Origin of the sequence: Gordonia humi (assembly GCF_014197435.1) — a bacterium.
GTDB lineage: Bacteria > Actinomycetota > Actinomycetes > Mycobacteriales > Mycobacteriaceae > Gordonia > Gordonia humi.
The window spans coordinates 370702-390604 of record NZ_JACIFP010000001.1; the positions used below are offsets into that span (position 1 = coordinate 370702).

Here is a 19903-nt window from a genome sequence, read left to right on the forward strand (position 1 = left end):
TGCCGAAATGTTCAAGACCCGGACGCCCGACTGGAGGGAGGATCGTACGCATGAACACACGACACGACATGAACATCTGGCCCGGACTCACCTGCGACGACGCTCTCGCCGAGCGCGCCTGGCTCGAGAAGGTCGGCTTCACACCCGGCATCCTCGTCGAGGGCGACGGCCCCGGCGAGGTGATCCACTCGGAGATGCTGTGGCCCGACGGCGGTCGGGTCATGGTCAGTTCCTCCGGCAAACAGGATTCGACGTTCGCGACTCCCATCGGTGCGGCGAGCGTCTACGTCGTCGTCACCGATCCGGACGCGGTGTACGCCAGGGCCATCGACCTGGGCGCGAGGATGGTCCGCGACATGGCCGAGGAGGACTATGGATCGCGAGGGTTCTCCATCGCCGATCCGGAGGGCAACGTATGGAGCTTCGGGACGTACGCGGGCTGACCGACGCCGTGCGGAGTGCCGGCGTCGACGTGGTGCCGTATGAGATCACGCATGTCGCACCCGGCACGCATCTGGGCATACCGTCGTCGACGGTCACACTGATCGTGGACCTGTGCGACGGTCTGGACCTGACGGGTCCGGGACTTCCCCGTCGGACCACCTTCACCTGTGGGATCGGCGAACTCCATCGCGAGGCGTTCACCGTTCACCACGACGGCACACAGATCGGCGTCCAGCTCGATCTGACGCCCGGCGCGGTGCGGCGACTGTTCGGCGTGCCCGTCGGCGAGCTGCCGTCGATGCTCGAACTCGACCGGATCGACGCCGGATTCACCCGCCGACTGCGGGACGCCGTCGGCGAGGTGCCGCACCCGGCGAGGCGCCGGGCGGCGTTCGACGTGCTGGTCGACCAGATGTCCGGTCGCCTAGCCGGCCCTGTCGGCGCCGATCCGGACGCGGTCCGCACCTGGCGGCAGATCCTCCGGACGCACGGCACGGTCACGGTGTCCCAGTTGGTCGAGCAGTCCGGCTGGTCGGCCCGTCGGCTGACCGGCGTGTTCACCGCAGAGTTCGGCATGGGTCCGAAACAGGCGGCCCGCCTCGTTCGGTTCGACACGGCACGCCGCCGCCTCGAATCGGGCCGATCCCCGGGCGATGTCGCAGCCGATCTCGGGTTCGCCGACCAGGCCCACCTCACCCGGGAGTTCACCGCGTTCACCGGGCTGCCGCCGACGCGGTTCCTGCGAGTTCGCGCGAGCGAGTTCGCCGCCGAGTGAGGGCGCCCGCCGACGCCCTACGTCTCGATCCGGTTCCCGTCGGAGTCCCAGTGCTCGGCGACCTTCTTGCTCGGCTGGACGCGGGGCGGCTCGCCCGGCATCTTCGGGGTGCCGACCATTTAAGCGGTGTGCATACCCGGGTTTACCGACGTTGATCTCTACCGCTGTGCGCAGGGTAAGGACCGCAACGACGATTGTTCCAACAATCTGACCTGTGAACATCTCTGGGACTGGATCGTGTAATTTAACGTCATCGTGGCTCTTCGCAGTTAACCGGGCAATGCCTGGTCAGGCGCTTGGCGTGTCGTTGACGTGAGCGGCCCCTGGCCTCGGTGATTCTGGATGTTGTCAAGACAGTCAGAGCACCGGAGGAACAGGGGCCGTGGATCATGGTACGTCGTTGTTGTTGGGGTTGGAAGGCGTCGAGGTCGTCGGGGTCAGTGTCGGCGGGCCGGACGGGCGAACGCGGATCGTCGATGTCGGTACCAGTGATCCGGCGGCCTCGTGCTGCCCGGGGTGCGGTGTCCGGTCGACGTCGGTGAAGGAGCGGGTCGTCTGCACGCCCCGCGACATCGGCTACGGGGATGCTCCGATCATGGTGCGGTGGAACAAGATTCGGTGGCGGTGCGTGAACTCAGAGTGCGCGCGTGGGTCGTTCACCGAAGCGATCGGGCAGGTCCCGCGTCGTCGGCGGACCACGACCCGGTTGCGGGAGACGATCGGGCGGGCGATCGGCGATGCCGCTCGGTCGGTCGCCGAGGTCGCTGCCGGGCACGGCGTGTCGTGGCATACCGCGCACGGCGCGTTCGTCGACATCGCCGCCACGGCGTTGACCGATCCGGCCCCGACGTCGGTGCTGGGGATCGACGAGACTCGCCGTGGGAAACCGAGGTGGGTCCGCGGCGGTGATGGTCGGTGGGTGCGGATCGATCCGTGGGATACCGGGTTCGTCGATCTGGCGGGCGATCAGGGACTGTTGGGGCAGGTCACCGGCCGTACCAGTGCGGTGGTGATCGACTGGCTGGCCGCGCAGCCGGCCCCGTTTCGGGATGCGATCGAGTACGTGGCGATCGATCCGGCCGCGTCGTATGCCGCGGCCGTCGCGGTCGCGTTACCGAACGCGCAACTGGTCGTCGATCACTTCCACCTCGTGCAGTTGGCCAACGCGATGGTCACGAAGGTCCGTCGGCGGGTCACGTGGGACCGACGTGGTCGTCGTGGCCGGTCGACGGACCCGGAATGGGCCAACCGCCGCAGACTGTTGATGGGTCGAGAACGGTTGTCGGACAACAAGTATCAGAAGATGATCGCCGATCTGCGAGCGCACGATCCGGGCAACGAGATCTTCGCCGCGTACATCGTCAAAGAGGAACTCCGGGCCTTGTTGGCGATGGCGCGGAGTCGGCCGCGCGTCGACGATAGCCAGATCCGCGAACGCCTCTACCGGTTCCTGGACCTGTGTGCGCAGGTCAACGTTCCCGAAGCCAACACACTGGCCCGTACCATCGAAACATGGTGGCCCGGGATCTGCGCGTTCATCCGCACCCAGGTCACCAACGCCGCCACCGAAGGCACCAACCGGCTGGTCAAGCAGGTGAAACGATCGGCCTGCGGATTCCGCAACATCGAGAACTCACGCCGCAGGATACGATTCCACTGCACCCGCAAACAACGGCGGGCGCGCATCCAGTTCCACTGCTAAAGGAACTGCCCGGTTAACTGCGAAGAGCCGTCATCGTAGATCAAGAAAGCGAGATAGAATCCGGCGGCATTGAACGCGGCCAAGAAGAACTGTTTACCTCCACTGATATCTAGGTTCACAGTAACTTAACCTTTCAGTCGTCCAACGATCAGTGAAATTGCGCCTGACGCAGAACCCTGAAATGGTGCATACGGAGTGCAACTGGTCCGCTTTCTCAGGGAGATTGATAGCTGGATTTGTGGCGGACGGACCGCGACTGCTCCGATTGTCAATTCCGCCCAGTGAGCGTCCGGCCGCCGTGCTGCGTGATAGATTCTCTAACGCTTCCAGCTGGACATGAATAGCTAGCGCCCTTCGAGGATCTTTCCCGCGGTATCCCAGAGTTCATCCTGGTCGATTGACCCCCGCGGATACCCGATCTGAATGAATGCTCGATCTGAGTCGAGTGACCAGACTTCAGTTTCGTCGTCCTTACGAGTGGTGAATGCGAACTCGCCTAGCCTTTCGCGATCCCGCTCCGGCACTCGAGCCACAGTAAACATCGGAGCTCGATAGATCTCATTCTGATTGTCGAAATCCGCAGCGGTGACTGGATGTGTCCGCTGAACGGCCCGAATCCAGGCAGACTGTCCCGACAGCTCACCAGCCCCGTGCATATTGACGCAAATTAGAGTTGTCGAGTCTATGTCCTCTTCGTTGCACTGACGTAAGTATGGTGAGAGGCGTTCGATTCCCGCAGGGACTACCGTCCTTACCTCTTCGTTTGTCCATGGAGCGCCTGAGCTTGCACGCACTGAGGGCATTGATGCTCCATTCCCAGGTTTCTGGTGTTCGTCCGACACTGACGAACAAGACGATGACGGCAGGGACGAGTGGTGTCGCGATACGACGCAACATGGTGACCCCCAAAGTATGAACAGGCCAATCAGCCTGTGTAACAACCGCTCCCGAACCGGCGATACTCACTACAGATCCAGTGTGCGGTGGAAGCGTTATGCTCCCGCACGTGATTGCACCCGCCAAGCAATCAATAAGCAAACACTTCTCTCAGTCTATCGACAAACGACCAGATCAGCCTATGAATCCATTTGTCCGGTCCGGACGCGGACCGCGGTCCGGATGCATGCGCGCCAACCGGTTAGGGCGTTTGGGCAGCCCGTTGGCTTCATCGTCGCGCGTACCTGGTCGTGACCTCCGCACGTTATCGCATCGACAGCTCACTCCTCATGCCCGATCATCGCCGTTCCCGCGGGCATCCGTATGTGAGGCACCGAGGAGGTTTCGCGGGCGTTGCAGATGAGTCAAGCCAGCGTATAGGTAATCCAGCGAACGTGCGCTACGCCAGTTCCAAACAGTAACGGCGATCAACGTTTCACCTCTTCAGATCGGTATTCCGACTCGGTTGCACACGCTTAGGCTCGCCCGGCATCTTCGGGTACGACGGCGGATACGGCAGATCGCCGAGCCCCGTCGCGTCGTCCCGGTGGACCATCTCGAGCAGTGGCTCCAGCCCCGCCGCGTGGTCCGCGATGTCGGCCCACGGATCGCCGCGTCGCTCCACCAGACCCGGCACCGTCGCGATGGTCAACGTGTTCGGGTCCACATCGGTGAGTTCGTCCCACGTGAGCGGTGTGGAGACGCGCGCGTTCGGCGACTTGCGCGCGGAGTACGGTGCGGCCATTGAGCGGTCTCTGGCGTTCTGGTTGTAGTCGATGAAGATGCGGTCGCCACGCTCTTCCTTCCACCACGACGTCGTGACGAGATCCGGTGTGCGACGCTCCAGTTCGCGCCCCAGCGCGATCACGGCGCGGCGGGTCGCGATGAAGTCCCATTCGGGACGGATCGGGACGAAGACGTGCACCCCGCGGCTGCCGGAGGTCTTCACGAAACCGGTGTACCCGAGTTCTTCCAGTAGCGGGCGGACGTGGTCGGCGGCCAACGCGCGCACGTCGTCGAAGGTACGGTTCTCCGTCGGGTCCAGGTCGATGCGCAGCTGATCGGGATGGTCGTTGTCGGGGTCGGCGGTGGGCCAGGTGTGGAAGGTGACGGTGCCGAGGTTGGCCGCCCACACGACGTCGGCCGGGATGCGCGGGCAGAACGCCTGACCGGTTCGCTTGGACGGGAACACGATGCGCGTCGACTCGACATGGTCGGGGTGGTACTTCGTCAGATGCTTCTGGTAGATCTCGTCGCCGGTGACGCCGTCGGGGAATCGCTGCAGGAAGGTCGGGCGGCCGCCGATCGCGTCGAGGATCGGTCCGGTCGTCGCCATGGTGCGGTAGTAGTCGACGAGATCGCCCTTCCGGCCGCCGTCCTCACCGAGTTCGGGGAAGTAGATCTTGTCGGGGTTGGAGAGCTTGACGTCGACGCCGTCGACGTCGAGCATGATCGGCTTGGGCTTCACCACTGTTCAGGAGCCTTCCAGGACGTCGTGGATGTCATAGGTCAACGGGACCTCAAGCTGGTCGTAGCCGCAGCTTTCCGGTTGGCGGTCGGGCCGCCACCGCAGAAACTTCACCGTGTGGCGGAAGCGTCCGGACTCCATCTGGTCGTAGGCCACCTCGACCACCAGTTCCTGTCGGATCGGGATCCACTCGGCACTGCCCGCCGCGCGCCAGCGGGACACCTCGCCCTGGGCGACGCCGTCGGGGTCGAGCCGCATGGACTCGAACAGCTCCTGCAGCTCGAGACGCTTCGCATCCGAGAACGCGCTGGATCCGCCGACCATCCGGATCTGGCCGTCGTCGCCGTGCAGGCCCAGCAGCATCGAGCCGAGTCCGGTGCCGCTCTTGTGGATTCGATAGCCGAGGACGACGCAGTCGGCGGTCCGTTTGTGCTTGATCTTGACCATCTCGCGCTTGTTCGGCACGTACAGTCCGTCGAGCCGTTTGGCGACCACGCCGTCGAGACCGGCGCCCTCGAAAGCGGTGAACCAGTCGCGGGCGACGGCGGGATCCTGTGTCACCCGGCTGACCCGCATCGACGGACCGCCGCCGACCGCGTCCACCAGCGCCGCGCGGCGCACCGGGAACGGCCGCCCCGTCAGATCGTCGTCGCCGCGGGCGAGCGCGTCGAAGCCGATGAAGGTCGCCGGAGTCTCGTGCGCGAGCTTCTCGATCCGGGACACCGCCGGGTGGATGCGCTGGCTCAGCGAGTCCCAATCGAGGCGACGCACCCCGCCGATCTCGCGGACCACGCCGACCTCGCCGTCCACCACGACGCGCTCGGGCAGCTCGGCGCGCGCGGCCTCCACCAACTCGGGAAAGTACCGGGCCAGGTCCTTTCCGCCGCGCGAAGACATGATCACCTCGTCGCGGTCGCGGAAGATCACCGCGCGGAAACCGTCCCACTTCGGCTCGTACGACCAGACGGGGCCGTCGTCGGGCTGGTCGGGCACGGCGGCGACGGCCTTCGCCAGCATCGGGGCGACGGGCGGGTTGATCGGAAGGTCCACTCGTTCATCGTCTACGACGGCACCCGTCCGGGCAACGGCATCGAGACTATCCGTCGTGCGAGTCGGTCGGGGCGACCGTCGACCGACCCCAGCCGGAGTCCTTGGCGAGTTCGGCGAGCGGCGGCACGCCGCGGGCCGGAACCGGATTGGTGAGGGTGAGCCAGGTGCTCGAATGCACGACGCCGGGAAAGCCCACGATGGTCTCGGCGAGTTCGAGCAGCTCCGGCTGCGTCGCTGTCGCGACCCGCACGAGCAGGTCCTCTCGGCCGGTCACCGTGTGCACCTCAAGCACCTGCGGCATCTGTCGGAGCTCCTCGATCACCGCCCGCAGGCTCCCCTGATGGGTCTCGAGGGCGAGGAACGCCTGCACCACCAGACCGGCCTCGCCGAGATCGAGTGTCGGGCGGTATCCCGTGATGAGCCCGCCCTCCTCCATCCGACGGATCCGCGACTGCACGGTGTTACGCGAGACGCCCGCCCGGGCGGCGAGTTCGACGACGCCGGCCCGCGCATCGGCTTCGAGGAGTCGCAGCAGCTCGATGTCCAGCCGGTCGATACTCAACATTTCGCACTCCGTGTCGTCGGATGGCCTCGGTCTGCTGATCAATCCGTTCAGTTGTCGGGCAATCAGCGGAACTGTCGGCACCGTACTGTCCAGAATAGGCGAGCACGGCAACAATGACCTGCATCACACCCTCGGATCCGGCACATCCACCGGATCCGTGGAACCGCGACGGACGAGGACGCGCCCACCGGCGCATCCGACGCCGTCGCTCCATCGGAAGGACACACATGACCACCGCCGACACCGACCGAGCCGTCGAGTTCAGCGTCTTCGCCCACCCCGACCTGACGATCGATCCGCCGCACGAGCAGGTCGTGTTCTGCCGAGACGCGGCGACCGGCCTGCGCGCGATCATCGCGATCCACTCGACGACGCTCGGACCGGCGCTCGGCGGCACCCGCTTCTACCCGTACGCATCCGAGGCCAACGCGCTCGGCGACGTCCTCCGACTGTCCCGCGGCATGACCTTCAAGTCGGCCGCGGCCGGCCTCGACCTCGGCGGCGGCAAAGCCGTGATCATCGGCGATCCGGCGGTCGACAAGACTCCCGAGCTGCTCCGCGCGTACGGCATGTTCGTCGACACGCTCGGCGGCCGGTACATCACCGCGGGCGATGTCGGGACGACGTCGCACGATATGGACGTTATCGGCGAGGGCACCTCGTTCGTCGCATCGAAGACGCGGACCAACGGAGGTTCCGGCGACACCGCCCCGATGACCACACTCGGCGTGTTCAGCGCGCTCGAAGCCGCCGCCCAGCAGGCGTGGGGATCGTCGGACCTGCGCGGACTCCGCGTGGGAGTGGAGGGCGTCGGCAAAGTCGGTGGCGAGCTCACCGGACTGCTGCTCGCGGCCGGTGCGACGGTACTGGCAGCCGATCCGAGTCCGGCGGCCCGCGAAGCGTTCGCCGCCCGCTTCCCGGAGGCGTCGATCGTCGACGACGTGCGATCGGCACGCGTCGACGTGTACGCGCCGTGCGCCATGGGCGGAACGGTGACCGACCGACTCGCGCGCGCGACCGCGGCCACGGTGATCTGCGGCGCCGCCAACAACCAACTGACCTGCCCCGAGGTCGAGACCGTCCTCGGCGAGCGCGGAATCGTCTGGGTGCCGGACTACATCGCCAACGCGGGCGGGGTGATCCAGGCGTTCAGCGAACAGCAGGACTGGACTGGCGAGCAGACGCGCGCAAAGGCGAAGGCGCTCCGCGAGCGCACCGCACAGGTGCTGGCCACCGCCGCGGGCCGGGGCATCACCGCAGGCGACGCAGCACGACTGATCGTCGCGGAACGGTTGACCGCGAAGCGATGACCTACCGTGGTGGGCGTGGTGAACAGTTCTGCGCCCGCCGGCCGATTCGCTCCGTCGCCGTCCGGCGACCTGCACATCGGCAATCTCCGGACCGCCGTCCTCGCGGACCTGTTCGCGCGGACCACCGGCCGACGGTTCCTCATGCGCGTGGAGGACCTCGACCGGGTGCGTCCCGGTGCGGAACGGCGCCAGCTCGCCGACCTCGCGTCGCTCGGTCTGGTCTGGGACGAACCCGTCGTCCACCAGTCGCGGCGACGAGCCGCCTACGACGCCGTGCTCGGCGGGCTCGTCGCCGCGGGCGCCACCTTCGAGTGCTTCTGCACGCGCCGTGAGATCCTGGAGGCTCCGTCCGCACCGCACGCCCCGCAGGGCGCCTACCCGGGGACCTGCCGCGACCTCACCGACGCTCGACGCGAGGAGCGGCGCGCGAGCCGCCCCGCCGCGATCCGGCTGCGGTCCGAGGTCGCGTCCTTCACGATCACCGACGCCCTGCACGGCGAGTTCACCGGCGACGTCGACGACTTCGTTCTGCAGCGGGGCGACGGCACACCCGCCTACAACCTCGCTGTCGTCGTCGACGATGCGGCCGCCGGCGTCGACCAGGTGGTGCGCGGTGACGATCTGCTGACGTCGGCGCCGCGTCAGGCCTATCTCGCCACTCGACTCGGCTACGCACCACCCGAGTACGCCCACGTCCCGATGGTCTTGAACTCCGACCACAAGCGGCTCGCCAAACGCGACGGCGCCGTCACTCTCGCCGACCTCGCCGAGCACGGTGTCGACGCCGCCGCCGCGCTGTCGACGATCGCCGCATCGCTGCGACTGGCCGATCCCGGCGAGTCGATCACGATGGACCGGCTCGCCGAACGCTTCGATCCGACGGCGTTGCCGCGCGAACCCTGGATCTTCGTCCCGCCTTCCTGACCGGCCGCGCCGGTCGAGCGTCCACTGCCGATCGAGCAGGCCCTACTTCTGATTGATCCGCAGCAGATTGCCGGCCGGGTCGCGGAACGCGCAGTCGCGGACGCCGTAGTCCTGGTCGGCGGGTTCGGAGATGACGTCGGCTCCTGCGGCGACGAGCTTGTCGAACAACGCGTCGAGATCGTCGGTGGCCAGGGTGACCGCACCGTACGAGCCCTTCGCGATCAGGTCGAGAACCACCTGCTTCTCGGCATCGGTGACGCCCGGGTCGACGACGGGCGGCCGCAGGACGATCGAGGTCGCCGATCCGACGGGACCGACCGTGATCCAGCGCATGTCGCCGTAACCGACGTCGCGCCGGACCTCGAAGCCGAGCGCGTCGCGGTAGAAGGCCAACGAGGCCTCGGCATCGATGTGCGGGAGGAACGTGTAATGGATGTCGATGTTCATACGGACAACGCTAGGCGCGGCCGCCCGGCTTCGCTTCTCGATTCCTGACCGGTCTGGCGGCCTGCCGAGCCAGGCACGCCGGGACACCCTCCAGGTCTGCGACGTTCTCGCGCTGGTAGACGCTCGGCGGCACCCCGACGAGTTCGGTGAATCGTGTGCTGAACGTGCCCAACGACGACGACCCGACCGCGAAACACACGTCGGTGACCGACATGTCCCCGCGCCGCAGGAGCGTCATGGCTCGTTCGACGCGCCGCGTCATCAGATACGAGTAGGGCGACTCGCCGTAGATCCTCTTGAACTCGCGGCTCAGGTGTCCGGCGGACATGTACGCGCCTCGAGCCAGTTCCTCGACGTCGAGCGGCTTGTCGAATTCACGGTCGATGCGGTCGCGGACCCTCCGGATCGCGACGATCGCCTGTGTGCGTGCCATACGCTCGCGCTCGTCCATCGGCTCAGTTGTTGCGTCCGCGCGCGGCCACCGGCCAGGTGTCGACCACCAACCCGCCCCGGACGACGGCGACCTCGTCGACCAGATTGAGCACCGTGCACACGTGATTCGGCACCACTCGGATTCGCGAGCCTCGCACGGGAAGCGTTGCATCGGAGGGGAATTCGACGGTGGCATGGTGCTCGGACAGCGCCACGATCCGAGCCTGCGGATGATCGATCAGCCGCCCGAAACCGGAGGCGTAGTCGGGGCGGTCGGCGCCGAGTACCTTGCTGCCCGAATCCAACACCACACGGCGACCGACGGGACCGTCGTCGCGGCTGACGACGGTGGCGAGCACGGTGAGCGCGATGTCGGAGGGTTCGATCCGGCCGAGCTCCCACTGCTGTGCGTCACCGAAGACGTAGACTCCCGGCCGCGCCTCGGTGAGGCTCGTGCCGTCGGCGTCGAGGGCGCTCGGCGTGGAGCCCCCGCTGCGGACGTGCTTGCGCGCGCCGACCTCCACAAGCGAGCGCGAGGCCTTCCGCAGCGTCTTCGCCTCGCCGCGCGCGGCGGGAACGGCCTGATCCGTGCCGTAGCTGTGACCGGGGAAGGTGAACACGCCCGCGACGGCGAACCCGGCGTCGATCGCGGCCAGCGCGATCTCGCCGACGTCGTCGGGGTGGACGCCGGTGCGGTGGTGACCGCTGTCGACCTCGATGAGGACCTCGAAGCTGCGCACCGCGTCGCCCAGGCGTGCACCCGCGTTGCGTACGCCGTCGACCGAGTCGACGCCGAAGCGGATCCGCGCGGTCTGGGCCACCGCGACGAGGCGAGCGGCGCTCGATCGCGTGAGCCACAACGGGTACGCGATGAACAGATCGTCGAATCCGGCGGCCGCGAACACCTCGGCCTCGCCGATCGTCGCGACCGTGAGACCGGCGGCGCCCGCATCGACCTGCTTGCGCGCGATCTCGACGATCTTGTGGGTCTTCACATGCGGCCGCAGGGCGATGCCCTTGTCGGCCATGACTCGCGCCATCGCCGCGATGTTGCGGTCCAGGATCTGTTCGTCGACGATCACCGTCGGCGTCGTGAGCATGTCACCCATCGGCCTTCGCCTGCTCTCGCTTGGTGCCCGCGTAGTAGCGGCCGAGGAACTCGTCCCGGTACTCGTAGTAGTTCCCGTCCTCGATCGCCTTGCGGGCGCGGTCGACCAACGTGATCGTGAACGACAGATTGTGCAGCGACGCCAGCGTCGAGGCGAGCCCCTCCTTCGCCTTGAAGAGGTGATGCAGATAGGCGCGCGTGTACTGGGTCGAATAGTTGTCGAGTTCGGCGTCGAGGGGTGCGAAGTCGTCCCGGTATCGCCGGTTGGTCACGTTGTAGCGACCGTCGAAGGAGTAGATCGCGCCGTTGCGTGCCACGCGCGTCGGCGATACGCAGTCGAAGGTGTCGGCGCCGTTCTCGATGGCGGTGAACACGTCGTCCGGTTCGCTGATGCCGAGGAGGTGTCGGGGTGCGTCGTCGGGCAGTTCGTCGGTGACCCATCCGACGATGGTGCCGAGGTTGTCCTTCTCGAGGGCGCCGCCGATGCCGTAGCCGCCGAAGCCCTTGCCGCCGTTCTCCCGGTCGATGCGATTCAGCTCGACGAGGTCGCGGGTGGCCTTGCGACGCAGATCCTCGTACTGCGCGCCCTGCACGACGCCCCACAGTGCCTGCTGCGGGCGGTGCGAGCGCTCGGTGGAGAGCCGATTGTGTTCGGCGAGGCAGCGGATGGCCCACTGGCGCGTGCGTTCGAGCGAGGTCTCCTGGTAGCCGCGCGTGTTCATCAGCGTGGTGAGCTCGTCAAAGGCGAAGATGATGTCGGCGCCAAGCCGGTGCTGGATTCCCATCGACACTTCCGGGGTGAATCGGTGCATCGAGCCGTCGAGGTGCGATTTGAAGGTGACACCGTCGTCGTCGACGTTCGCCAGCCGTTCCTTTCCCTCGGCGATCGCCGAATCATCCTGCGGCCCGGTCGATTCCATCGAGATGACCTTCTTGAAGCCCACACCGAGGGACATGACCTGAAAGCCGCCGCTGTCGGTGTAGGTCGGTCCGGGCCAGTTCATGAACGCGCCGAGACCCCCCGCGCGGTCGACGATCTCGGGGCCGGGCTGCAGGTACAGGTGGTAGGCGTTGGCGAGGACGGCCTGCGCACCGAGGGCGGCAACCGACTCCGGCAGCACGGTCTTGACCGTCGCTTTGGTGCCGACCGGAACGAACGCCGGAGTGTGGATCTCGCCGTGCGGGGTGACGATCGTACCGGTCCGGCCGGACGTGCCGTCGAGGGTCGCCCGCCGGATGAACTCGCTGCTGGTCACATCGTCATAGTGCCCCATCGGGGGCGTCGGTGACGCGATGACCCACGGTATCTGCATTACCGTTGAAGCCATGACGCGCACGATGAAGCTCGCCGCCACCACTGTCCTCGGCCTGTCCCTGGCCCTGACCGCCGCCGCGTGCGGCGACGAGCAGGAGGCGCCGTCCGCCGAGCCGTCGGCCTCGACGACGGTGGCCACGCCGCCGAGCGACCGCAGCGTGCCGGTGGTTCCCGGGCCCAAACCGAAGACCGGATCGACCACCACGACCCACGAGACGGAGACCTCGACCGACGACGCGAAGACCTGCGGCGCGACCAAGGGGCCCGACGGCGCCTTGCAGATCCACCTCGTCGAGGGCGACGTCACCTGCGACACCGCCAAGGCCATCGCCAAGGAGTACGGCCCACTGATCGCGACCGGTCAGCCGCAGGACGTCAAGGGCTGGAACTGCGGACCGTCGACGACACTCGGCGAACTCGCCCGCTGCACCATGGACTCACAGGCGTTCGCCCTGGTCCCGTAGGAATCGGGTCGACGACGCATCCTGCTGACCGCGTCCTCAGCCCAGTGCCGTCGCGACCCGCTCCAACGCCGCGACGCGGCTGCCCTTGACGAGCACGGCGTCGCCCTCGGCGAGTTCGCCGAGCGCGGCGACGGCCTCGTCGACGCCGGACACGTGGGTCGCGGCCGCGCCGTAGGCGGGCTCGTCGACGGCGATCACGGTGATGCCGAGGTCGACGGCCTGCCGAGCGACGTCACGGTGCGCCGAATCGCCGTCGGCGCCGAGTTCGGCCATGGTGCCGACGACGGCGAAGCGGCGACGCGCCTCGAGCCGGGCCAGAGACGACAGTCCGGCCGCCATCGATGTCGGGTTGGCGTTGTACGCGTCGTTGATGACCGTGACGCCGGAGGCGGTGGTGCTCATCTCCATCCGCAGACCCGACAGCACGGCCTCGGACAGTCCGGCGGCGAGCGCCGTGACGGGCACGCCGAGTCCGCATCCCGCGGCCGCCGCGGCCAGTGCGTTGGGAACCTGGTGCTCACCGCGCGCCTGCAGCGCGACCGACGTCGTACCCCACGGGCTGTGCAGGGTGAACGATGCGCGGAGCTGGTCGTCGAGGGTGATGTCGGTGGCGCGGACATCGGCGTCGTCGGCCACACCGTATGTGAGCACGCGGGCCTGCGTGCGAGGGGCCATGGCGCGAACCAGCGGATGGTCGGCGTTGAGGACCGCGACGCCGTCGGCGGGCAGGGATTCGACGAGTTCCCCCTTGGCCTGCGCGACGTCCTCCAGAGTGCCGAACATCTCCAGGTGGACGCCTTCGACGCGGGTGATGACGCCGACCGTGGGCGAGGCGATGTCGCAGAGCAGGGCGATGTGGCCGACGCCGCGCGCCCCCATCTCCAGCACGACGGCCTCGGTGTCGTCCGGGGCTCCGAGCAGTGTGAGCGGCAGACCGAGCTCGTTGTTGAAGCTCTTCTCACTGGCCGACGTCGCGTACGTCGTGGCCAGGACGCCCGCGAGGAGGTCCTTGGTGGAGGTCTTGCCGACCGATCCGGTGACGCCGACGACGCGCGGCGGAAGCCCGGCGCGGACCGCGCGCCCGATGTCGGCGAGCGCGAGGGAGGTGTCGGGCACCTGCACGGCGGTCGCGTTCACGGTCGGGTCCGGTGCGCGATCGGTGAGATAGACCGGTGCACCCGCGGTGACCGCGTTCGCGATGAAGTCGTGGCCGTCACGGGCGGCGACGATCGGCACGAACAGCTGACCGGGACTGATGGAACGCGAGTCGATGCTCGCCGATTCGACGGCGACGTCGGGTCCGTGGAGTGTCCCGCCGGTGGCGGCTGCGATCTGACTGGCCTGAAGGTGCACGGGAAGAAACGGTACAGGCGAACACGTATCCTGGCATCCATGAGCACCCCCCTGCTGCGGCTGGTCGTCCTCTACGGCGGAGTCTCCGCCGAGCACGATGTGTCCCGCGTGAGCGCGGCGCACGTATTGGCAGCCGCGGATCGCGACAAGTACACCCTGATCCCGGTCGGCGTCGACAAGAACGGCGTGTGGCACCGGAACGACGCGATCGCCGCCGCGCTCGCGGCCGGTTCCTCCATTCCCGGTCGACTCGACGTCGAAGGCCCCGAAGTCGATCCCCTGAACGTGGTCCGTGGCGATGCCGGCGACCTGACCGTCGTCCTCCCGCTGCTGCACGGGCCGCACGGTGAGGACGGCACCGTGCAGGGCATGCTCGAGCTGTTCAAAGTCCCGTACGTCGGATGCGGCGTGCTCGGGTCGGCGCTGTGCATGGACAAGGCGATGGCCAAGGAGCTCGCCGCACGCGCGGGAATCCCGCAGTGCCGCTGGGTCACCTTCCGCGACGGCGTCGACGACGCCCGCACCATCGTCGACCGCGCCGTCGACGAACTCGCTCTCCCGATCTTCGTCAAACCCGCCAACATGGGCTCGTCGGTCGGCGTCTCGCGCGCCGCCTCTCCCGACGAACTCGACAAGGCGATCAACGTCGCCCTCCGTTACGACGACGTCGTCGTCCTGGAGGAGGCGGTCACCGCCCGCGAGATCGAGGTCGGAGTGCTGGGCAACAGCGCACCGGACACGACGTTCCCCGGCGAGATCAGATCGGGCAGCGAGTTCTACGACTACGAGGACAAGTACGTCACCGGCACGGCCGAACTGATGATCCCCGCACCGCTCGACGACGACGCGATCGCCGAGGTCCGCGGACTCGCCGCGGACGCGTTCACCGCACTGCGCTGCGCGGGCATGGCGCGCGTCGACTTCTTCTACGAGGAGGGCGGACGCGGCTGGCTGCTCAACGAGATCAACACGATCCCCGGCTTCACCCCGGCGTCGATGTATCCGAAGATGTGGGAGTACTCGGGAATCGCCTACCCGGACCTCATCGACCGTCTGGTGACGCTGGCGTTGGAGGTGCACCGTCGCCGAAGCTCGTTCTCGACCGAGCACTGAGGGGCCACGGGGTCCTCGCTGCGAACCCTGCTCGTGACTCGTCGGGCGGTCGTTCTCGGAAGAAGCCCGGCACGGCGACGGTCTCCCGTGCGAGAGTTGTGGCGTGAATTATCTTCTCGCCGTCGACTCGTCGATCACGGGCCCCGACTCCGTCTCCGTCCCGCTTGTCGCCGAGTTCGCGCAGGCCTGGAGCGACGCGGCGCCCGACCGCACTGTCGTCTCCCGCGACCTCACCGCGAATCCGGTCCCGCATCTGACCACGTCGGGTCAGCACTACGCCGAGGCCATGCGGCGGCCGCACGAGATCGTCGACGATGCCCAGACCGCTCTGCAACGCGAACTGATCGACGAGGTCGCCGGGGCGGCCGCCGTCGTGATTGGCGCACCGATGTACAACTGGTCGATCCCGTCGACGCTCAAAGCGTGGCTCGACCACCTGCACGTCCTCGGCATGACCACCTCGGACGAGTCGGCTCCCGGTCCGCTTCACGGCATCCCGGTGGTCGTCGTGTCCCCGCGCGGTCTCTCCTACGACAACACCGTTCCGGAGCTGGCCGGCGACTACACGGTGCCGGCTATCGAGAAGATCCTCGGCGGGTCGATGGGGATGGACGTCACCAGCGTCGTCGCGGACTACACGCTCGCCGACCGGCTCCCTCCCCTGGCCGAGCATGCGGATGCCGCCGCGCTGTCGCGGGCCGCCGCCTCCGCGCGGCTGCGCGAGTTGGCAGCGGAGCTGTAGCGCCGACCGGTCGATCCGCACAGAGGACACGTCCGCGCGGTGATCACGCATCCTCATGAACGCATGGAAAAGGCCCCTGACCTGCACTGCAGATCAGGGGCCTTGCGCGGTGGCGGAGGGATTTGAACCCCCGGTGCAGGGTCACTACACACGACATTTCGAGTGTCGCACCTTCGGCCGCTCGGACACGCCACCGAGAGAGAACTATACGGTAGGTACTCGCTCGGTGCGAAATCGGCTGGTCAGAAGCAGTTTCCGCGGTGTTCTACTGCTGGCCGCCGGATGATCCCCCGCCGGTGAACTTGTCGGCGATCTCGCCGAACTTCTCCTTGGCCGTGTTCATCGCGCCCTGCACGTTCTCGTTCTTGGCGACCTCGTCGAGCTTCTCCCGGGCGGTCGAGACCGCGCCCTTGACCTGATCGCTGCTCGCGACCTCGTCGAACTTCTCCTTGGCCGAGCTGACCGCACCCTTGACCTGCTCGCTCTCGGCGAACTCGTTGACCTTGCCGATCACCTGACCGGCGAGCTTGGTGACCTTGTCCATCGGATCGGACATTACTTCCCCTTCGGTTGTCGACGCGTGCGGCCGTCGACGGCGCACGCTTCAAGTGTGCCGCAGAATCAGCGACGGCGGGCGGAGAAGAAGCCGGTGACCAGCGACGCGCATTCGGCTTCGAGGACGCCGCCGAGGACTTCGGGCCGATGCACCAGCCGCGGATCGCGCAGCACGTCCCAGAGCGAGCCGACCGCCCCCGTCTTCGGCTCCCACGCACCGAACACCACGCGGGACACGCGCGCCAGCCCGATCGCGCCGGCGCACATCGTGCAGGGTTCGACGGTCACGACGAGCGTGCAGTCCTCCAGGCGCCAGCCGTCGCCGTACCTTCGGGCCGCTTCACGCAGTGCGAGAACTTCGGCGTGGGCGGTCGGATCGCCGTCGGTCTCGCGCCGATTCGCCGCGCGGGCCAGCTCGACTCCGTCCGGGCCGTAGATCACGGCGCCGATCGGCACGTCGCCGGGCGGAGCCGCCCGCGCAGCGTCGACGGCCGATCGCATCATGACTTCGGCGTCGCGCTGAACGCTCCCTCGGTCCACTCCGGGTCAGTGACCGATCTTGTCCAGAACGGCGGAGAGTTCGTCGGCGAATCCGAGTCGTGCGGCGATCATGCCGATCTGCTCGTCGGCGTACAGGTCTGTGTCGCCGACGATCACACTCATCACCGCATCCGGGAGACCGAGGTCCGCGAGTACCGCGAGGTCGCCCTCCTCCCACGGGTCGACGTCGTCGATCTCATCGGGGTCGAGGTCGGGGACCTCGATGTTCAGGGCGTCGAGCACGTCGACGGCGACGTCGTAGTCGACGGCCGCGGTCGCATCGGAGACGAGGAGCCGAGCCCCCGACGGCGAGGGCCGGACGACGACGAAGAACTCGTCGTCGACGTCGAGAAGGCCGAACACCGCACCCGCTGCTCGGAGTTCGCGCAGCTGCAGTTCCGCGTCGTCGAGACTCTCGAGCGCGGACGACTTCAGCGCGGACACCTTCCAGCCCCCGTCTTCACGGACGACGGCCACCGCGAAACCGTCGACATCGGGGTAATCGCTCTGCGCGACAGGCTTCGCCATGACCGCAACGGTAGTCGGTTTTCGGTGCGCTCCCAAGTCGAAATCCTGTTGCGCCCAGGTCAGGACGCTGCCGGATCCATGACCACCGAGCCGAATCCGTACGGCAGGGTCAGAGCAGTCTTCGGGCCGCTGCGCGTGACGAGCACGGCCCGCCCCAGAGAGAGCAGCATCGTGATCGGCGACCACATCACGGTCGGCAGCTGGACGTCGGCTCCGAGACGCCTCTGGATCGTCAGTCGGTCGGTCATTCTCACGGCTCCAATCGGTATCGACGGAAATGCTCGGCACTGATTTTAGAGTGGCATGGATCACTATTCTCGTGTCGGCATTGGGCGAACCCGGACACGGCCGACGATCCAGCGGGCGGCGGTCGCTCCGGCCGCACCGATGTGCCACCGTAGACACATGCCCGCACCGTCGCGCCCCGTCTGCATCCTCGGCCTCGGCCTCATCGGCGGCTCGCTGCTGCGCCGTCTGGCACCCGAGGTTCCCGCCTTCGGCTACAACCGGTCCGCGGCCACCGTCGACGCCGCCGTCGCCGACGGATACGACGCGTCCACCGATCTGGCCGCGACCCTGGCGCGCGCCGCCGAGGTCGACGCCGTCGTCGTGCTGGCCACCCCGGTCACCGTGCTCGGACCGATCGTCGACGCCGTCGCCGAGCACGCCCCCGCCTGCCTGCTCACCGATGTCGTGAGCGTGAAGGAGGAGGCGGCTCGGATCGTCGCCGCACACCATCCGGGTGCCCGCTACGTCGGCGGTCATCCGATGGCCGGCACCGCGCACTCGGGATGGGAGGCGACCGACCCCGCACTGTTCGAGGACGCCATGTGGATGATCACCACCCACGACGACACCGATGCGGACGACTGGCTGGCCGTCGCGGCGATCGCGCGCGCTGCGGGCTCATACGTGGTGCCCGCGGCGAACGACGCCCACGACCGCGCGGCCGCCGCGATCTCACACAATCCGCATCTGACGGCGGCGGTCACCGCCGCGGTGGGCGCGGGAGAGAGCCTGCTTCCGCTTCGGCTGGCGGCCGGCAGCTTCCGGGACGGGACGCGGGTAGCCGGGACCGCGCCCGAGCTTCAGCGCGCCATGCTCGAAGCCAATTCCATCGCGTTGCTCAACACTCTGAGCGAGACGATCGACCGGCTCGTCGCCGCCCGGGATCGGCTCCGGGACCACGGCGACGTCGCCGTGCTCGTCGAGGCGGGTCACCGTGCACGTCTGGCGTATGAGGAGATCGCCGGCGGTGCCGTCATGCCGATCGTCGACGTGCGGATCGGCGACGACGGGTGGGCGCAGGAACTGCGCCGTCAGGCTCACCAGGCACGAGTCTGGATGGGCTAGAGCCCACCCGCACCGGATCGGTCACCGGACGGCTGGGACCGGCTGCGGCGCCGGTCACGCCCGATGCCCGTTCCTCGGACGGGCGACGGCGTCTGCCCAGCCGACAGCGGGCGGGTCGAGAGCAGACAGCTCAGATCCGGGTCGCCACGCCGGGGTAGTCGAGCACGAGTCCGAGCCCGTCGATCGTCACCTCGACCGAACCGGCATCGGTCGTCACGACCGCCCTACCGTCACCGATCTCGTACGAGGCGACACCCGGCTCGATCTCGTAGGTCGGCAGGGTCAGGCTCACCAGCGGCACGTCGGTGAGCGCTCCCTTGCCGAGGTAGGTGTGCCGGAAGATCGGCAGCGCCGACAGGAACGGCGACATCGCCACGTCGACGCCCTCGGCACCGTCGAAGTCGCTCTGGATGGTGCTGTACGGCGTCTGCACCATCCACCGGCCGTCCATGTCGCGGCTCAGGTCGAGCGGCGCCTCACCACCGGACTTCAGTAGTCGGAACGAGAGGCGGCGAGTCACGCCGATGTCGTTGGCGACCAACTCGTAGGACGAGCTGTACGCGTCGGTGTCGGCGGTCTGCGCGGCGATGATGCGCCCGTAGGCGCGGAGCCGTCCGCCCGCGGTGTTGAGCCGCACCTGTTCGAAGCGGCTGCCGTCGACGGAGCGCCACGTGAACATCGTCTTGGCTCCGCTGTCGGGCGCCGCGTCGGTGGAAGTCACACGTCTACGTTAGGGCATCGGCGACGATGCGTCGCCGATCAGCGCGGACTGGAGGACA

Annotated in this window: 22 protein-coding genes and 1 tRNA gene; 9 read left to right on the plus strand and 14 right to left on the minus strand. The window is 67.7% G+C overall.

Going from position 1 to position 19903, the window contains the following annotated elements:
• The first annotated feature begins 50 nt into the window (after positions 1 to 50).
• The 3 genes from BKA16_RS01690 (at position 51) to BKA16_RS01700 (ending at position 2921) form a co-directional block, all read left to right on the plus strand.
• Complete coding sequence (locus BKA16_RS01690; protein ID WP_183368937.1) at positions 51 to 443, plus strand: VOC family protein; 393 nt, start codon at positions 51 to 53, stop codon at positions 441 to 443.
• Positions 416 to 1219 carry a helix-turn-helix domain-containing protein gene (locus BKA16_RS01695; RefSeq protein WP_183368938.1) on the plus strand — a complete coding sequence of 268 codons (804 nt, stop codon included), beginning with the start codon at positions 416 to 418 and terminating at the stop codon, positions 1217 to 1219. Before BKA16_RS01690 ends, BKA16_RS01695 begins: the two co-directional genes overlap by 28 nt.
• Positions 1220 to 1601: 382 nt before the next feature.
• On the plus strand, positions 1602 to 2921 hold the full coding sequence (locus BKA16_RS01700; RefSeq protein WP_183368939.1) for an ISL3 family transposase: 1320 nt from the start codon (positions 1602 to 1604) through the stop codon (positions 2919 to 2921).
• A 1372-nt stretch (positions 2922 to 4293) separates the two neighbouring features.
• On the opposite strand, the gene BKA16_RS01705 is transcribed toward BKA16_RS01700, so the two are convergent.
• The 3 genes from BKA16_RS01705 to BKA16_RS01715 are packed head-to-tail and all read right to left on the minus strand — an operon-like array spanning position 4294 to position 6940.
• Entirely contained in the window at positions 4294 to 5328 is a 1035-nt protein-coding gene (locus BKA16_RS01705) for a DNA polymerase domain-containing protein (RefSeq protein WP_343067241.1), read from the minus strand.
• Positions 5329 to 5331: 3 nt separating this feature from the next.
• Positions 5332 to 6375 carry an ATP-dependent DNA ligase gene (locus BKA16_RS01710; RefSeq protein ID WP_183368940.1) on the minus strand — a complete coding sequence of 348 codons (1044 nt, stop codon included), beginning with the start codon at positions 6373 to 6375 and terminating at the stop codon, positions 5332 to 5334.
• 46 nt (positions 6376 to 6421) lie between these two features.
• The gene (locus BKA16_RS01715) at positions 6422 to 6940 is read right to left on the minus strand and encodes an Lrp/AsnC family transcriptional regulator (protein WP_183368941.1); all 519 of its coding nucleotides are present in this window, start codon (positions 6938 to 6940) and stop codon (positions 6422 to 6424) included.
• Between the two features lie 227 nt (positions 6941 to 7167).
• Here BKA16_RS01715 and BKA16_RS01720 point away from each other — a divergent pair, with 227 nt between their 5' ends.
• Positions 7168 to 8250 (plus strand): Glu/Leu/Phe/Val dehydrogenase, encoded by a 1083-nt coding sequence (locus BKA16_RS01720; protein ID WP_183368942.1) that lies wholly within the window; start codon positions 7168 to 7170, stop codon positions 8248 to 8250.
• Positions 8251 to 8265: 15 nt separating this feature from the next.
• Positions 8266 to 9174 carry a tRNA glutamyl-Q(34) synthetase GluQRS gene (gene gluQRS / locus BKA16_RS01725; protein ID WP_382426052.1) on the plus strand — a complete coding sequence of 303 codons (909 nt, stop codon included), beginning with the start codon at positions 8266 to 8268 and terminating at the stop codon, positions 9172 to 9174.
• Between the two features lie 42 nt (positions 9175 to 9216).
• Here gluQRS and BKA16_RS01730 read toward each other — a convergent pair whose 3' ends face one another.
• From BKA16_RS01730 to tgt, 4 genes are read right to left on the minus strand one after another with little or no spacing between them, the layout of a single operon-like run.
• A complete protein-coding gene (locus BKA16_RS01730; protein WP_183368943.1) occupies positions 9217 to 9621 on the minus strand; it encodes a VOC family protein in 405 nt (134 codons plus the stop codon).
• A gap of 10 nt (positions 9622 to 9631) precedes the next feature.
• Positions 9632 to 10054, minus strand: coding sequence for a helix-turn-helix transcriptional regulator (locus BKA16_RS01735; RefSeq protein ID WP_246371566.1), 423 nt, complete (start codon positions 10052 to 10054; stop codon positions 9632 to 9634).
• A gap of 22 nt (positions 10055 to 10076) precedes the next feature.
• Positions 10077 to 11162 carry an alanine racemase gene (locus BKA16_RS01740; RefSeq protein ID WP_183368945.1) on the minus strand — a complete coding sequence of 362 codons (1086 nt, stop codon included), beginning with the start codon at positions 11160 to 11162 and terminating at the stop codon, positions 10077 to 10079.
• Positions 11155 to 12435, minus strand: a complete 1281-nt coding sequence (tgt, locus tag BKA16_RS01745; protein ID WP_183372830.1) for a tRNA guanosine(34) transglycosylase Tgt — start codon at positions 12433 to 12435, stop codon at positions 11155 to 11157. The genes BKA16_RS01740 and tgt overlap by 8 nt, the downstream gene beginning before the upstream one ends.
• Positions 12436 to 12487: 52 nt before the next feature.
• On the opposite strand from tgt, the gene BKA16_RS01750 reads away from it, so the two are divergent.
• Positions 12488 to 12940 (plus strand): hypothetical protein, encoded by a 453-nt coding sequence (locus BKA16_RS01750; protein WP_183368946.1) that lies wholly within the window; start codon positions 12488 to 12490, stop codon positions 12938 to 12940.
• Positions 12941 to 12976: 36 nt separating this feature from the next.
• Here the strand turns inward: BKA16_RS01750 and BKA16_RS01755 are convergent, their stop codons facing one another.
• Positions 12977 to 14293, minus strand: a complete 1317-nt coding sequence (locus tag BKA16_RS01755) for a UDP-N-acetylmuramoyl-tripeptide--D-alanyl-D-alanine ligase (protein WP_183368947.1) — start codon at positions 14291 to 14293, stop codon at positions 12977 to 12979.
• Positions 14294 to 14332: 39 nt separating this feature from the next.
• On the opposite strand from BKA16_RS01755, the gene BKA16_RS01760 reads away from it, so the two are divergent.
• Positions 14333 to 15406, plus strand: coding sequence for a D-alanine--D-alanine ligase family protein (locus BKA16_RS01760; RefSeq protein WP_183368948.1), 1074 nt, complete (start codon positions 14333 to 14335; stop codon positions 15404 to 15406).
• 103 nt (positions 15407 to 15509) lie between these two features.
• A complete protein-coding gene (locus BKA16_RS01765; RefSeq protein WP_183368949.1) occupies positions 15510 to 16148 on the plus strand; it encodes an NAD(P)H-dependent oxidoreductase in 639 nt (212 codons plus the stop codon).
• A 107-nt stretch (positions 16149 to 16255) separates the two neighbouring features.
• On the opposite strand, the gene BKA16_RS01770 is transcribed toward BKA16_RS01765, so the two are convergent.
• The 5 genes from BKA16_RS01770 to BKA16_RS01790 form a co-directional block, all read right to left on the minus strand.
• Positions 16256 to 16343: transfer RNA gene (locus tag BKA16_RS01770), tRNA-Ser, on the minus strand.
• A gap of 70 nt (positions 16344 to 16413) precedes the next feature.
• Positions 16414 to 16704 carry a hypothetical protein gene (locus BKA16_RS01775; RefSeq protein ID WP_183368950.1) on the minus strand — a complete coding sequence of 97 codons (291 nt, stop codon included), beginning with the start codon at positions 16702 to 16704 and terminating at the stop codon, positions 16414 to 16416.
• Positions 16705 to 16769: 65 nt separating this feature from the next.
• A complete protein-coding gene (locus BKA16_RS01780; protein ID WP_183372831.1) occupies positions 16770 to 17207 on the minus strand; it encodes a nucleoside deaminase in 438 nt (145 codons plus the stop codon).
• 42 nt (positions 17208 to 17249) lie between these two features.
• Positions 17250 to 17807 (minus strand): tRNA adenosine deaminase-associated protein, encoded by a 558-nt coding sequence (locus BKA16_RS01785; protein ID WP_387996616.1) that lies wholly within the window; start codon positions 17805 to 17807, stop codon positions 17250 to 17252.
• Positions 17808 to 17830: 23 nt separating this feature from the next.
• Entirely contained in the window at positions 17831 to 18019 is a 189-nt protein-coding gene (locus BKA16_RS01790; RefSeq protein WP_183368952.1) for a hypothetical protein, read from the minus strand.
• A 157-nt stretch (positions 18020 to 18176) separates the two neighbouring features.
• On the opposite strand from BKA16_RS01790, the gene BKA16_RS01795 reads away from it, so the two are divergent.
• A complete protein-coding gene (locus BKA16_RS01795; RefSeq protein ID WP_246371569.1) occupies positions 18177 to 19124 on the plus strand; it encodes a prephenate dehydrogenase in 948 nt (315 codons plus the stop codon).
• A 130-nt stretch (positions 19125 to 19254) separates the two neighbouring features.
• Here the strand turns inward: BKA16_RS01795 and BKA16_RS01800 are convergent, their stop codons facing one another.
• On the minus strand, positions 19255 to 19845 hold the full coding sequence (locus tag BKA16_RS01800; RefSeq protein ID WP_183368954.1) for a putative glycolipid-binding domain-containing protein: 591 nt from the start codon (positions 19843 to 19845) through the stop codon (positions 19255 to 19257).
• Positions 19846 to 19903: the final 58 nt, after the last annotated feature.

What these genes read in the sequence shown, in the direction of transcription:
- BKA16_RS01690 (WP_183368937.1), top strand. Translation starts at nt 51, where the DNA reads ATGAACACACGACACGACATGAACATCTGGCCCGGACTCACCTGCGAC.
- BKA16_RS01695 (WP_183368938.1), top strand. Translation starts at nt 416, where the DNA reads ATGGAGCTTCGGGACGTACGCGGGCTGACCGACGCCGTGCGGAGTGCC.
- BKA16_RS01715 (WP_183368941.1), bottom strand. Translation starts at nt 6,940, where the DNA reads ATGTTGAGTATCGACCGGCTGGACATCGAGCTGCTGCGACTCCTCGAA.
- BKA16_RS01720 (WP_183368942.1), top strand. Translation starts at nt 7,168, where the DNA reads ATGACCACCGCCGACACCGACCGAGCCGTCGAGTTCAGCGTCTTCGCC.
- BKA16_RS01730 (WP_183368943.1), bottom strand. Translation starts at nt 9,621, where the DNA reads ATGAACATCGACATCCATTACACGTTCCTCCCGCACATCGATGCCGAG.
- BKA16_RS01735 (WP_246371566.1), bottom strand. Translation starts at nt 10,054, where the DNA reads ATGGCACGCACACAGGCGATCGTCGCGATCCGGAGGGTCCGCGACCGC.
- BKA16_RS01740 (WP_183368945.1), bottom strand. Translation starts at nt 11,162, where the DNA reads ATGGGTGACATGCTCACGACGCCGACGGTGATCGTCGACGAACAGATC.
- tgt (WP_183372830.1), bottom strand. Translation starts at nt 12,435, where the DNA reads ATGGGGCACTATGACGATGTGACCAGCAGCGAGTTCATCCGGCGGGCG.
- BKA16_RS01750 (WP_183368946.1), top strand. Translation starts at nt 12,488, where the DNA reads ATGACGCGCACGATGAAGCTCGCCGCCACCACTGTCCTCGGCCTGTCC.
- BKA16_RS01760 (WP_183368948.1), top strand. Translation starts at nt 14,333, where the DNA reads ATGAGCACCCCCCTGCTGCGGCTGGTCGTCCTCTACGGCGGAGTCTCC.
- BKA16_RS01775 (WP_183368950.1), bottom strand. Translation starts at nt 16,704, where the DNA reads ATGTCCGATCCGATGGACAAGGTCACCAAGCTCGCCGGTCAGGTGATC.
- BKA16_RS01780 (WP_183372831.1), bottom strand. Translation starts at nt 17,207, where the DNA reads ATGATGCGATCGGCCGTCGACGCTGCGCGGGCGGCTCCGCCCGGCGAC.
- BKA16_RS01790 (WP_183368952.1), bottom strand. Translation starts at nt 18,019, where the DNA reads ATGACCGACCGACTGACGATCCAGAGGCGTCTCGGAGCCGACGTCCAG.
- BKA16_RS01795 (WP_246371569.1), top strand. Translation starts at nt 18,177, where the DNA reads ATGCCCGCACCGTCGCGCCCCGTCTGCATCCTCGGCCTCGGCCTCATC.